At 38.1% G+C, this 11,984-nt stretch carries 12 protein-coding genes and 1 pseudogene; 6 read left to right on the top strand and 7 right to left on the bottom strand.

Annotated elements, in window-relative coordinates:
• Positions 1–61 precede the first annotated feature (61 nt).
• Positions 62–820, top strand: coding sequence for a GH25 family lysozyme (locus tag G9371_RS15570; protein WP_029424468.1), 759 nt, complete (start codon positions 62–64; stop codon positions 818–820).
• Between the two features lies 1 nt (position 821).
• Positions 822–1,877 carry a DNA polymerase IV gene (dinB, locus tag G9371_RS15565; protein ID WP_001226142.1) on the top strand — a complete coding sequence of 352 codons (1,056 nt, stop codon included), beginning with the start codon at positions 822–824 and terminating at the stop codon, positions 1,875–1,877.
• A 57-nt stretch (positions 1,878–1,934) separates the two neighbouring features.
• On the opposite strand, the pseudogene G9371_RS19235 reads toward dinB, so the two are convergent.
• Positions 1,935–1,997: pseudogene (locus G9371_RS19235) on the bottom strand (hypothetical protein); the annotation flags it as partial.
• Between the two features lie 199 nt (positions 1,998–2,196).
• On the opposite strand from G9371_RS19235, the gene G9371_RS15560 reads away from it, so the two are divergent.
• Positions 2,197–2,550 (top strand): RidA family protein, encoded by a 354-nt coding sequence (locus tag G9371_RS15560; protein ID WP_000216805.1) that lies wholly within the window; start codon positions 2,197–2,199, stop codon positions 2,548–2,550.
• Positions 2,551–2,695: 145 nt separating this feature from the next.
• Here G9371_RS15560 and G9371_RS15555 read toward each other — a convergent pair whose 3' ends face one another.
• From G9371_RS15555 to G9371_RS15540, 4 genes are all read right to left on the bottom strand, one after another.
• On the bottom strand, positions 2,696–3,196 hold the full coding sequence (locus G9371_RS15555; RefSeq protein WP_000291528.1) for a DUF2726 domain-containing protein: 501 nt from the start codon (positions 3,194–3,196) through the stop codon (positions 2,696–2,698).
• A 313-nt stretch (positions 3,197–3,509) separates the two neighbouring features.
• Positions 3,510–5,888 carry a YgiQ family radical SAM protein gene (locus G9371_RS15550; RefSeq protein WP_000102049.1) on the bottom strand — a complete coding sequence of 793 codons (2,379 nt, stop codon included), beginning with the start codon at positions 5,886–5,888 and terminating at the stop codon, positions 3,510–3,512.
• Between the two features lie 214 nt (positions 5,889–6,102).
• Positions 6,103–7,362, bottom strand: coding sequence for an esterase-like activity of phytase family protein (locus G9371_RS15545; RefSeq protein ID WP_000039530.1), 1,260 nt, complete (start codon positions 7,360–7,362; stop codon positions 6,103–6,105).
• A 147-nt stretch (positions 7,363–7,509) separates the two neighbouring features.
• Positions 7,510–7,914: a helix-turn-helix domain-containing protein gene (locus G9371_RS15540; RefSeq protein WP_029424469.1), complete on the bottom strand. Its 405-nt coding sequence runs from the start codon at positions 7,912–7,914 to the stop codon at positions 7,510–7,512.
• Between the two features lie 81 nt (positions 7,915–7,995).
• Here G9371_RS15540 and G9371_RS15535 point away from each other — a divergent pair, with 81 nt between their 5' ends.
• The 3 genes from G9371_RS15535 to G9371_RS15525 all read left to right on the top strand — a co-directional run bounded on the left by G9371_RS15535 (position 7,996) and on the right by G9371_RS15525 (position 9,981).
• Positions 7,996–8,481: a DUF2938 domain-containing protein gene (locus G9371_RS15535; RefSeq protein ID WP_001098170.1), complete on the top strand. Its 486-nt coding sequence runs from the start codon at positions 7,996–7,998 to the stop codon at positions 8,479–8,481.
• Positions 8,482–8,497: 16 nt separating this feature from the next.
• Positions 8,498–9,064: a flavodoxin family protein gene (locus tag G9371_RS15530; RefSeq protein WP_029424470.1), complete on the top strand. Its 567-nt coding sequence runs from the start codon at positions 8,498–8,500 to the stop codon at positions 9,062–9,064.
• A gap of 308 nt (positions 9,065–9,372) precedes the next feature.
• The gene (locus G9371_RS15525) at positions 9,373–9,981 is read left to right on the top strand and encodes a lytic transglycosylase domain-containing protein (protein ID WP_002018049.1); all 609 of its coding nucleotides are present in this window, start codon (positions 9,373–9,375) and stop codon (positions 9,979–9,981) included.
• 55 nt (positions 9,982–10,036) lie between these two features.
• Here the strand turns inward: G9371_RS15525 and cysK are convergent, their stop codons facing one another.
• Positions 10,037–11,035: a cysteine synthase A gene (gene cysK / locus G9371_RS15520; protein WP_000102366.1), complete on the bottom strand. Its 999-nt coding sequence runs from the start codon at positions 11,033–11,035 to the stop codon at positions 10,037–10,039.
• Between the two features lie 206 nt (positions 11,036–11,241).
• The gene (locus tag G9371_RS15515; RefSeq protein ID WP_029424471.1) at positions 11,242–11,784 is read right to left on the bottom strand and encodes a GNAT family N-acetyltransferase; all 543 of its coding nucleotides are present in this window, start codon (positions 11,782–11,784) and stop codon (positions 11,242–11,244) included.
• Between the last annotated feature and the right edge of the window lie 200 nt (positions 11,785–11,984).

The raw sequence follows: 11,984 nt of genomic DNA, 5'->3' as shown, positions 1-11,984 counted from the left end.
CGTGGTTTCTCGCTCGCGAATCACGCTATGATGTGAACTTCATATTAATACTGAGTTTTGCATGACCAAGCTGGCAAAAACCTTTTCTACACCACGCTACAATACCCTCATTGGGATTGTTTTAGCTTGTGTTATGGGGGTTCTCACCTACTTCGGTCTGTTCTACCAGCAAAAAGCTATTGCTCAAGATTATCCAGTTCAAGGCTTTGATGTCTCTCACCATCAAGAAAATATTAACTGGAAAAAAATATCACCCCAAAAATTTCAGTTCGTCTATTTAAAAGCGACTGAAGGCGGTGATTATAAAGATCCAAAATTTCAAGAAAACTGGTTAAAAGCACGCGAACATGGCTTTCATGTCGGGGCTTATCATTTTTATCGTTTATGTCGTGATGGTAAAACACAAGCTGAAAATTTTATTTCAACCGTACCCAACAAAGCTGATGCCCTTCCTCCCGTTATTGATCTGGAATATGACAGCAACTGTATTAATGCACATACTAAAGAACAATTACTTAAAGAAATAGGCATCATGCATGACCGCCTAAAACAGCATTATGGCAAACAGCCTATCTTTTATATTTCCAAAACTTTTTATCACATTGTGTTAATAGGGAGTTTCTCTAATACACCACTTTGGGTCAGAGATTACGAAGGGAAACCTGAGCTGAAAGACAAGCGAAAATGGCTCTTTTGGCAGCATAGTAATCAAGGTAAAATTGAAGGCATGACAAAGCCAGTAGACTTAAATGTTTACGAGGGTTCAGTCAAAGAATGGCACCAATTTTTACAGCAGCAAGGCATCGTGAAAGCACAATAATATGCGCAAAATCATTCATATCGATATGGATGCCTTTTATGCATCGGTCGAATTGCGAGAACGTCCTGATCTAAGGCATCTCCCAGTAGTTATTTCATCGCATCATCCACGCGCCGTAATTGCAGCTGCTTCTTATCCTGCCCGTGAGTTTGGTTTACGCTCTGCCATGTCCATGAGCCAAGCAAGGAAACTATGCCCTCAAGTTGTTATTATTGAGCCGAATTTTGAAAAATATCGTGCCATCTCGGCTCAAATTCATAGTATATTTCAACAATACACCACTCTTATTGAACCTTTATCTTTAGATGAAGCGTATCTTGATGTCACTGAAAATTTAAAACAAATCGCGAGTGCGACCGAAGTGGCTATGCATATTCGGGAAGATATTTTCAGGCAAACCGGACTGACAGCCTCGGCTGGTGTAGCACCTAATAAATTCTTGGCAAAAGTTGCGTCCGACTGGAATAAACCGAATGGCCTGTTTGTTATAAAACCTTCTCAAGTAGCCAGTTTTATTCAGGACTTACCCTTAAAGAAAATTCCAGGAGTAGGCAAAGTTACTCAAGAAAAACTCCAACAGCTTGAATTGCATACACTAGGCGACTTACAAAAAATTGAAGAAGCTGTTTTAGTTCACCACTTTGGTAAATATGGCCAACAGCTTTATTTATACGCTCAAGGCATCGATAACCGGCCCGTACAAGCTGAACGTGCCCGACAGCAAATTTCGAAAGAAACCACATTTGATAGTGACTTTACTTTAGCCCAGTGCCAACCCTACTGGCATGGTCTAGCCGAAAAAGTCTGGCAAAGTTTAGAGAAAAAGCAACTGAATGCCCGAGGCGTAAATATTAAGCTCAAACTTAAGAATTTCCAGACTTTGCAACACAGTAAAAGTTTTAAAAACCCAATTCATTCTCAACAAGACCTGATTCAAGTTTTATTCTTACTTTTAAATGAGATGCATATTCCCGAAAACTTCCAATTTCGGCTCATTGGTATTGGAGTTTATCAATTACAAACTAAAGCTGACGACTTTCAGTTGTCCTTATGGTAAGTGTTGTTTTTTATACAAAAGAACAAGTTTTAAACAAAAACAGTTCCCTTTTGCTTAAAGTTTGAAGTAATCTAATCAGCGCATATTCATTACCCATGTATTTGCAACATGCCAAAGCAACCTTTACTTTCGGCATATCGTCCTGTGATTGGCGTGACGACCAAATCCGAATATTACAGGGCACTTAAAGTACATGGAGCTTGCCCGTTCTTATAAATCACAACAATAATCTACTGAAATTCTTTTGCACTTGCTTGCACCTGCCTACGAACTCTTCATAAAATCGAACTATTCAATAAAGACACTTTAGAGCATTTTTATGACGGTAAAACGCTTACACGTAACTTCAAGATATTGTGAAGTGGCGATTTCAGGTAATTTAGTCCATTTAGCAGGGCAGCTCGCTGATGACACCAGTGTGGATATTACAGCGCAAACTCAACAAACTTTGGACAATATTGATCGCTTACTTGCTGAAGCCGGAACCGACAAAAGTCATATCCTGTCTGTCATGATTTTTCTAAAGGATATTGATAAGGACTATGCAGCCATGAATACAGTATGGGATGCATGGATTAGCAAAGAGCATCCACCTGCTCGTACTTGTGTTGAATCTAAACTTTATGCACCTGATGTACTTGTAGAAATGACCGTTGTTGCGGTACTTCCTTAATTCTTATTAATTTTAATCAATAAAAACTGAGCAATATTGATCATGATAGTGCTCAGTTTTTTATATTTTTAAAGTTGATAATATCAGCATTTTTTAAAATCTTATTTAATGAGGCTTAAAATTAAATTACTGTAAGACCTAATTTTTAAGACTTTACAAAAGCATTTGAAATTCTTTCTAGCTGAGGCGTTGCATGTAAAGTTGCCATCTCTGATTCAGGGGTTAATAAGTCTCTTCTTAACTCATGATAATCTGGCACAGTGCTGTAACTTAATACACGATAGCCCGCAAGCTGTAATAAACGGCGTTCATATTGTTGATGTGCTCGGCGTAAACCACTTTCCTCAAGCATAACCACTACAACAACCTGATAATTTTGATCAAGCACAACAAAGTCAGCTGTCATATTTTGATATTTGCGACGAGTGTGAGCATATTTCGTTGTTAATAATGCATCAAATGAAACATGAGCTAACACAGTAAATTTAGGCAATACTGTCTGTAAACGAGTTAATGTCATTTGTTCATGACTACTTAACACGGCACGGCGCTTTAAAGCACTGTCTTGTTGATGCTTTCTTGAGAGGCTTTTCGCCGCCATAACAACGGTCAAAAATAGTAATAAGATTGTAATTAAATAGTACATGGGTCCATCCTTTAAGTTTTTTATAATGATTTTGCTAGATCACGCTTTGTTTTAATTGATAACGACACAGCCGTTCTTTAAAAGGTTCACTTAGTAATTTCACTTGTAGTTATCAAGCTTGGCTTAAATTTAGCCACCCTCACATTATTTATAAACACAGACTCAGCAACAATCAAGTGCAGCTCGTCAGATTTTTAGGATTTATCATTTTTCATTACACTTTTTACATAAAAAATGCTCAGAAATCTCACCATATGATTTATCCACTCACTTTAAAAATAAAAAAGGCTCTTAAACAGAGCCTTTTTTATCGTTATCCACGAGCTTTTGATTTTGGTTTACTTTTACCACCAAATGGTCTCTTTTCACCTGTCTCACGAGGTGGTAGACCCGTATGTTGAGTCAGTACCTGCCCTTTTTGCGGTCGTTTATGCTGATTTTTATTTTGAACTGTTTGACCTGAACGCTTCACTGAATCGCCCGCAACAGTCGAGTTCTTCTTACGTGCAGATTTATATTCTCCTTCCGCCCCTTTCGGTTGATAAGTTGGAATTAAATGTTGCTTTGAATTACCAATTAAATCAGCACGGCCCATTTCTTTAAGTGCTTCACGAAGTAATGGCCAGTTATTTGGATCGTGGTAACGTAAGAATGCTTTGTGCAGACGACGGCGTTTTTCACCTTTTACAATGTCTACATTTTCAGTGTAACGCGCCACTTTTGCGAGTGGGTTTTTCCCTGAATAATACATGGTTGTCGCAGTTGCCATCGGTGATGGGTAGAACGTCTGTACCTGATCGGCACGGAAACCATTCTTCTTCAGCCAGATCGCAAGATGCATCATGTCATAATCAGAAGTACCTGGGTGTGCAGCAATAAAGTAAGGAATTAAATATTGCTCTTTTCCTGCTTCTTTACTAAAACGATCAAACATTTGTTTGAAACGGTCATACGTACCAATACCCGGTTTCATCATCTTAGATAACGGGCCTTGTTCAGTATGCTCTGGTGCAATTTTTAAATAACCGCCAACATGGTGTTGTACTAGCTCTTTGACATATTCAGGGTTCAATACTGCAAGGTCATAACGTAATCCCGACCCAATCAGAATCTTCTTCACCCCTTTAATCGCACGGGCTTTACGATAAAGCTGTACTAAAGGTGCATGGTCGGTATGCAAGTTTTGACAAACACCCGGATATACACAAGAAGGTTTACGACAGTTCTTCTCAATTTCAGGGTCTTTACAATGCAAACGGTACATGTTTGCTGTTGGACCACCCAAGTCTGAAATAATACCGGTGAAGTTCGGCGCTGTATCACGAATTTTCTCGATCTCACGTAAGATCGAATCTTCCGAACGGTTTTGGATAATACGGCCTTCATGTTCTGTAATCGAACAGAATGTACAACCACCAAAACAGCCACGCATAATGTTGACCGAGAATTTGATCATATCAAATGCAGGGAAACGCGCATCTCCATATGCAGGATGCGGCAAACGTGCATATGGCAAATCAAATACATAATCCATTTCCTCTGTGGTTAGAGGAATTGGAGGTGGATTGATCCAGACATCACGCTCACCATGACGTTGAACCAAAGCACGTGCATTACCCGGGTTGGTTTCAAGGTGCAAAATACGGTTTGCATGTGCATAAAGCACTTGATCATTCGCCACTTCTTCAAAAGAAGGTAAACGAATTACAGCCAATTCTCGCGGAGGTAACTTGTGTTTAATCGCTTTTGACTGAGCAGGCTTTAGCTGAACAATCTGAGTATTTTCATCAAGTTGGTCGCCTTCACGTACAATCGGATTTGCAACAATTTCTTTTTGAAAACCTTGATACTGAGCTAGTGTGTTGCCTTTATCTTTCTCAATTTCACAACCATCAATATCTTCAGTCATGACATATGGGTTAATAATTGGGTCAACACGCCCAATCGTATCTACATCATTACTGGCAATTTCAACAAATTTTGCTTTAGCCGCTTTGTTATGTTTATTAATAATAAATGCTGTACCACGAACATCTGTAATCTCGTGGATTTTTTCACCTTTAGCCAAACGGTGCATCACATCAATAATGGCACGTTCACCATTACCATACATAAGCATATCGGCTTTTGAATCCATCAAAATTGAACGACGGACTTTGTCTGACCAATAATCATAGTGCGCAATACGACGTAAACTACCCTCAATACCACCTAATAGTACAGGTACATCTGGGAATGCTTCACGACAACGTTGGCAATAAACCGTTGCCGCACGGTCAGGACGTTTATTTGGTTCATTGTTTGGAGAATATGCATCATCCGAACGGATTTTACGATCTGCCGTATAGCGGTTGATCATCGAATCCATATTGCCCGCAGTCACTCCCCAAGCAATCGTTGGCTTACCCAATACACGGAAACTTTCAACATTGGTCCAGTCTGGCTGAGCGATAATACCGACACGGAAACCTTGCGCTTCAAGTACACGTCCAATCACACCCGATACAAATGATGGATGATCAATATAAGCATCGCCACAGACTAAAATAAAGTCACACGCATCCCAGCCGAGTTGGTCCATTTCTTCTCGTGACATCGGCAAAAATGGCGCTGGTTCAAAACACGACGCCCAATATTTGTCGTAATCAAACAACGCTTTTGGCGCAGTTTGCATAGTATAAGCGGTAGACATGGCTTGCGAATCTCGGCTAGCAAATGGAGGAGAGACATCTAAAGATGAAAGCCGATCATTTTAACATGAATTTCATTCATTTTCCTTGTTTATAAAACACGCGAAAACAACAATATAGAAATTAATTTGATTAAAGTTTACTCAATATTTTATTCTTAGATTAAATACGGCGGAATAAAATCCGCCGCAGATCGAACTCATTTATTTATATGACTTAGAAGAGAGCTTTTGGTAAACGAATCTGAATAATCTCGTTATCATCGGCTAACTTTGCATTACGTCCTGTCGACCCAGGGAAGTTATTATCATTGAAAACCGTCAGTGTTGTACCATTTTCAATAATTACATCTTCAATGGTTTCAAATGGGAAGGCAAAAACCTGTCCCGTACCAATATCCCCTGCTCTAGCTGTGCCATACAACATATTCGGGTTAGCAATTTTAATTAAATCGACTAAGTCTTCGCGACTGACCAGCTGGCCTGACTCATTTAATTTAATACGGATTAATTTTTTATAGCCGCCTAAATTATTCTGCGTGGCATCACGTTCAATAATGATCCCTTCTTTATCATTAAAGAGTTGGAAATCACCAATATTGGTAGCTTTACTGTCTAACTGGAACCAATAATATTTTCCTGTATACGCTTTTTTCTTAATATCGAATTGGGAAATCAACAGTTGTCTTTCTGTTTCCCGAATTGATTTAATTGGCTTTTCTATAAGAGGGTAAAGATACTGCCCATCTGGCGAAATCGCCATTCCTTCAAAACCGCCACTTTGTTGAACAAGAGGTTCCACAAAATTAATTTGTGCTTTATTAAATTGATTTTGTGGTGAACGTAATTCTTGAGTCGGATTTAATGGATTTGGTAAAGGAATCGGAGCGTCTAAAAGTACACCATCTGCTGAGAAATGGAGTAAATATGGACCAAATTCATCTCCAATCCAGTAAGTCCCATCACTAGTACGCTGCATCGACTCTGGGTCAAAATCAGCACCCGTTAATAAACGCTCAGGTGTATTATCATTGATGATATTAAATGGAATTAATTTATTCGGATCACGCAGTTGGATAAAACTTTGTACAGTAACTTGACTGGTGCCTTTAGTTTTAGTTTTGAAATCAGGCTTTATTTTATAAATACGAAGTAAAAAGTCTGATGAATTATCTTGAGTCCCAAAACCGTTATCGGCCATTGCCATATAACTGCCATCTTCATTTTTTAATGCAGCAGAAAATCCCTGTACAGGTTGACCTTTAAACGGAGGATAAATTCCATTTGCACCTTTCACATATGCTCCTGAGTCTGGTCCAGCAGCATAAGTTTCTACAGGTAACTTAGCAAAAGAAATTAGAGTTGGTTCGGTAACGTTTTCAGTAGGTGAAGTTTGATCTTGATCGTTATCATCGTTACATGCCGTCAATCCTAAACTGGCACAGCATAATAATGCGACTAAAGTTTTTTTGCTCATGATTTTATACAGTTGGTAAAAAATTAAGCAAATTTAATCAAGCTTGTATGAAGTTTTTGCTTCAAAAATATGAAATCTTTATGGCGAAAATATGACAAGCCTATTGTTTAGCACCCAATAGAAAACTGAACTTGTTAGTAAAGCTAATTAAAGTTTTGTTGGCTGATATTCTCCAGCAATTGCTGCTTTCAAAAAGTTCTGAAAAGTTGGGCATTCCATATGATTTTCAGCAGGACACACAGCAGCATGTTGTAATCCTTGACTAATAAAATGTAATCGCTTTGCCATTTGCTCTAGTTGTTCAGCTTTATCTTTTAGTTTTTGACGGTCAAGATCAGGCTTACCATCTTGCCCAAACATTGTGGCAATTTCATTTAAAGAAAAACCTGCAGCACGACCTAAAGCAATTAATGCCAGTTGATCAAACACTTGTTTGCCGTATTGTCGACGTAAGCCTTGCCGCCCTATCGACTTAATTAGTCCTTTCTCTTCATAAAAACGTAGGGTAGCCGTTGTGACTTTTGCCTTCTTAGCGACTTCACCAATATCCATAATACCCTCTTGACTTCAAGTGAACTTTAACTTGCACAATAAATTTATCACGTTTCATACGTATAAAAGCAAGGTGTAAAAATGAATACCTCCACTCTGTTCTTCCAAGCTTTATGTCTTGGTATTGGTGCAACCATCGTTATGGATATATGGCTGTTAATACTAAAAATATTTAAGGTCCCAACTCTAAACTTTGCCTTTCTTGGACGTTGGGTAGGCTGGATATTTCAAGGAAAACTCGTCCATCAATCTATTGCTAAAAGTACCCCAATAAAGGGGGAATATTTATTAGGCTGGATTGCTCACTATAGTGTCGGGATTATCTTTGCATTGAACTTTCTTTTAATCGTAGGTTCGACTTGGCTCGACCATCCTCAGTTTTACTCAGCACTACTGTTTGGTTTGGTCACCGTTCTCATTCCTTTTTTTATTATGCAACCAGCTATGGGTAGTGGTTTTGCCTCATCAAAAACACCTCACCCTTTTTTGAACTGTCTGAAAAGTTTGCTGAACCATAGTGTTTTTGGCTGTGGTTTATATCTCACTGCAAAACTATTTCAAATTTAAATAAAGGGAAATTTCCATGAAAACTGTTGCCATTATTTACCATAGTCGCCAAGGCCACACCCAATTTATTGCTCAGCAAATTCAAATTGGCGTCTTGAGCCATCACAATATTAAAGCAGATTTACTCAATGCCGAGGATCTTATCGAGCGTCCAGAAATTCTTATCCAATATGATGGATTAATTTGGGGATCTCCTACTTATTTAGGTGGTGTATCTTCCAAGTTAAAACAGCTCATGGATGCAACTGGACCATTATGGAAAAAACAAAGTTTTAAAGGGAAATTAGCAGCTGGGTTTACCGTTTCATCTCTTCCTGCTGGTGATAAACAATCCACACTAATTTCAATTTTTACTTTTTGCATGCAACACGGCATGTTATGGGTAGGTAACCCAATTCTACCAGAACAGCATCAAGGTGTTGCCTATACACAAGCAGCTAACCGACTCGGTTCATGGTCAGGTTTAATGGCTCAGACTGAACATGCTAGTAATGCAGATGGTTTTGATGAGGGAGATATTAAAACTGCTCAACAATTTGGTGAAAATTTTGCATTGACCTTAAATGCTTATCAAGGGACTTAACTCCATAGTTGAAAAAGAACGTCTGTAAGTTAAAACGTACAAAATTTGGGGTCATTAACGGATATTCAACTTAAGTATTTTTTCATAACATATAAATCATAGAGAGACAGGAAGTCTCATTGAAGAAGAATAAGAACGCAGGAAGCGGTAGTTGACAGGAGTTAGCTACATAAAGCTGAATACGAAGAAACCTCGACAGGATGTCGGGGTTTTTTCATTTCAATAATACAAAAATCTTACTTTTTGCTTGGGCTGAGCAACAGAACTTATATTGATCCAATAAATACGGCTGAATACCATCATTTCATTTGAAATTTGATTATTGGTTTTGTATTTTGCTTACCTCATCTTTAGCTCAAGATCATTTTGCACCATCACAATTACAGCGCCTTAGTCTCAAACTTTTTATTATTGCGTTGATGACAATAATGACGGGATGTACAAGTTTAGGCCCTAATAGCGGTTCATTTTCTTGGCGCTCAAGTAAGCTTTCGTCTGGCTTACAAAAAGCTTATTCCGTTCCGCCAAGTACAGCAAATCGCCTATCTCCAATGATTATTCAAAGCGCTGATAGATATAATGTTCCACCGCTTTTATTGGCAGCCGTGATCAGGCAAGAGTCTAGCTATAATAGTAATGCCCGCTCTCCCACCGGGGCTATTGGGTTAACACAAATTATTCCCAGTTATTGGCAACAAACTTGTGCTGGTAACTTGTATGATGAATCTACTAACATCCAATGTGGTGCTTATATTTTAAATCATTACTATCAGACAGCAGATAGCTGGTTCAAAGCGACAGCATATTATAATGTTGGTCCAACAGGATATGAACGAAGTTTCTGGACACGCCACAAAGCAAAAAAATATGCTCGATCTGTGAAACGTCATCAGAAAACTTTAAAAAGTGCTTTATAAATTAAGATTAAATAAAAAAGCCCATTTATTCATGGGCTTTTTTATATGGTTAATTTTATTCGTCAAATAAACCTTCAAATAAAACAGAAGATAAATAGCGTTCCCCACTATCTGGAAGAATAACAACAATTGTTTTACCTGCATTTTCAGGACGTTCTGCAATTTTAGCCGCTGCTGCCAATGCAGCACCACTTGAAATACCCACTAAAATACCTTCTTGGGTGGCACAATTTCTCGCCCATTGAATTGCTTCTTCACTACTCACTGGTAAGACTTCATCAACCAGATCTAAATCAAGATTCTTTGGAATAAAGTTTGCTCCAATTCCCTGAATTTTATGCGGTGCTGGTGTAATGTTCTCACCTTTTTTTGTTTGGGTAATAATTGGAGACTCAGCAGGTTCAACTGCTACTGAGTACAATGGCTTATTCTGAACTTGTTCAAAATAACGAGAAATACCCGTAATCGTACCTCCTGTACCTACACCAGCTACCAAGATATCAACTTGCCCACCTGTTGCTTGCCAGATTTCTGGTCCAGTCGTATCAACATGAATTTGTGGATTAGCTGGGTTTTCAAACTGTTGTGGCAAGAAATAAACATCTGGTTGTTCAGTTGCTAACCGCACAGCTTCATCAACTGCACCTTTCATTCCCTTCGCTGGTTCGGTTAGGACTAAATTGGCACCGAGTGCTTTTAACACTTTTCTACGCTCAAGGCTCATGCTTGCAGGCATAGTTAAAGTAATGGAATAACCTTTTGCCGCCGCTACGAACGCCAATGCAATACCAGTATTACCACTGGTTGGTTCAACAATATGCATGCCTTCTTTTAGCACACCACGTTTTTCCGCATCTGCAATAAGTGCCGCTCCGATACGGCATTTCACAGAAAATGCAGGGTTACGGCTTTCCACTTTTGCTAATACGGTTGCGCCCGTTTTAATCAAACGGTTAATACGTACTAAAGGTGTATTACCAATAGCTTCGGCATTATTTGAATAAACTGCGATACCTAAATTATTGGGTGTTGGGAATTGTGGATCAGTAGACATGTTATATCCTTATTAGATTTGGAATGACTCTGAATCATTATAGGCTTGTCAGTTAAACAGGAAAGTAGAAAAAGTGAAGTAAAATAAAAAATGGAATTTACATTAAAAATAAAAATATATAAAAGAAATAAAATCAAATATTTACAATATATAGTATCCAATTTAAAGTAAGCTTCCGCTGCAGCATTAAAGCCCAAGTATAGTTGCTACCAAAGTTCACCTTCTCGCCAATCTGCACAAATAGTGTCCTCTTCTGAACTATTTGATAGCCGGTCTTTCATCTGAATATTTAAAGGATATAGCATAACTTCATACTCATCCGTTAGATAACTACAAGTGTCTTGTTTGATAGATAAATTTCCTTTCCAAACAGTCCATCCTAATTTTTCATAAAATGCTTCATCTTCTGGTTGTAATGCAGCAAGCTCATATTCCAGATGAGTTAATGTCTCTACTAAATATTTTAATAATTGTGATGCAATCCCCTTACCTCTCATCGTGTAATCAGTGGTCACATACTCTACATAAGCAGTTTTCACATCGGAACTACCATTTATGGTAAAAACTCTATCCGTCCATAAGGCATGTGAGACAATTTGATTGTTTAATATACCAACGACATGAATAGCTTTTTGCATAAAAGCATATTGAGTCCAAGGATCTTCATCAAAAGCAGAAAAACATAACTCAGCAATCTGATGACGTTGATTTCTATCTAGATCTTGGGCTGCGATAATTTTGAACTGCATAGATGAAAACTCAATTTGAACTATTTATAGATTAAGCAAATATTGGAATATTATGAAATTATTTTTTATTCCATTATTTTAGTTTTAATAATTCTTCAAATAATTCTTTTCTGATTGATTTTCCATATAAAAAAACACCCCAACCTCTTTTGAGATTGGGGTGTTTAGAATAATGAGCTGGCGATGACTTACTCTCACAT

The sequence above is a fragment of the Acinetobacter sp. EKM10A genome (genome assembly GCF_011075215.1).
GTDB classification, from domain to species: domain Bacteria; phylum Pseudomonadota; class Gammaproteobacteria; order Pseudomonadales; family Moraxellaceae; genus Acinetobacter; species Acinetobacter baumannii.
Note: the sequence above shows the minus strand (reverse complement) of the source record. Positions and strands in the feature narration are given on the sequence as shown.

Coding starts and splice junctions, on each gene's coding strand:
- G9371_RS15535 (WP_001098170.1), top strand. CDS start 7,996: ATGAATACCTCCACTCTGTTCTTCCAAGCTTTATGTCTTGGTATTGGT.
- G9371_RS15570 (WP_029424468.1), top strand. CDS start 62: ATGACCAAGCTGGCAAAAACCTTTTCTACACCACGCTACAATACCCTC.
- dinB (WP_001226142.1), top strand. CDS start 822: ATGCGCAAAATCATTCATATCGATATGGATGCCTTTTATGCATCGGTC.
- G9371_RS15560 (WP_000216805.1), top strand. CDS start 2,197: ATGACGGTAAAACGCTTACACGTAACTTCAAGATATTGTGAAGTGGCG.
- G9371_RS15530 (WP_029424470.1), top strand. CDS start 8,498: ATGAAAACTGTTGCCATTATTTACCATAGTCGCCAAGGCCACACCCAA.
- G9371_RS15555 (WP_000291528.1), bottom strand. CDS start 3,196: ATGTACTATTTAATTACAATCTTATTACTATTTTTGACCGTTGTTATG.
- cysK (WP_000102366.1), bottom strand. CDS start 11,035: ATGTCTACTGATCCACAATTCCCAACACCCAATAATTTAGGTATCGCA.
- G9371_RS15550 (WP_000102049.1), bottom strand. CDS start 5,888: ATGTCTACCGCTTATACTATGCAAACTGCGCCAAAAGCGTTGTTTGAT.
- G9371_RS15545 (WP_000039530.1), bottom strand. CDS start 7,362: ATGAGCAAAAAAACTTTAGTCGCATTATTATGCTGTGCCAGTTTAGGA.
- G9371_RS15515 (WP_029424471.1), bottom strand. CDS start 11,784: ATGCAGTTCAAAATTATCGCAGCCCAAGATCTAGATAGAAATCAACGT.
- G9371_RS15540 (WP_029424469.1), bottom strand. CDS start 7,914: ATGGATATTGGTGAAGTCGCTAAGAAGGCAAAAGTCACAACGGCTACC.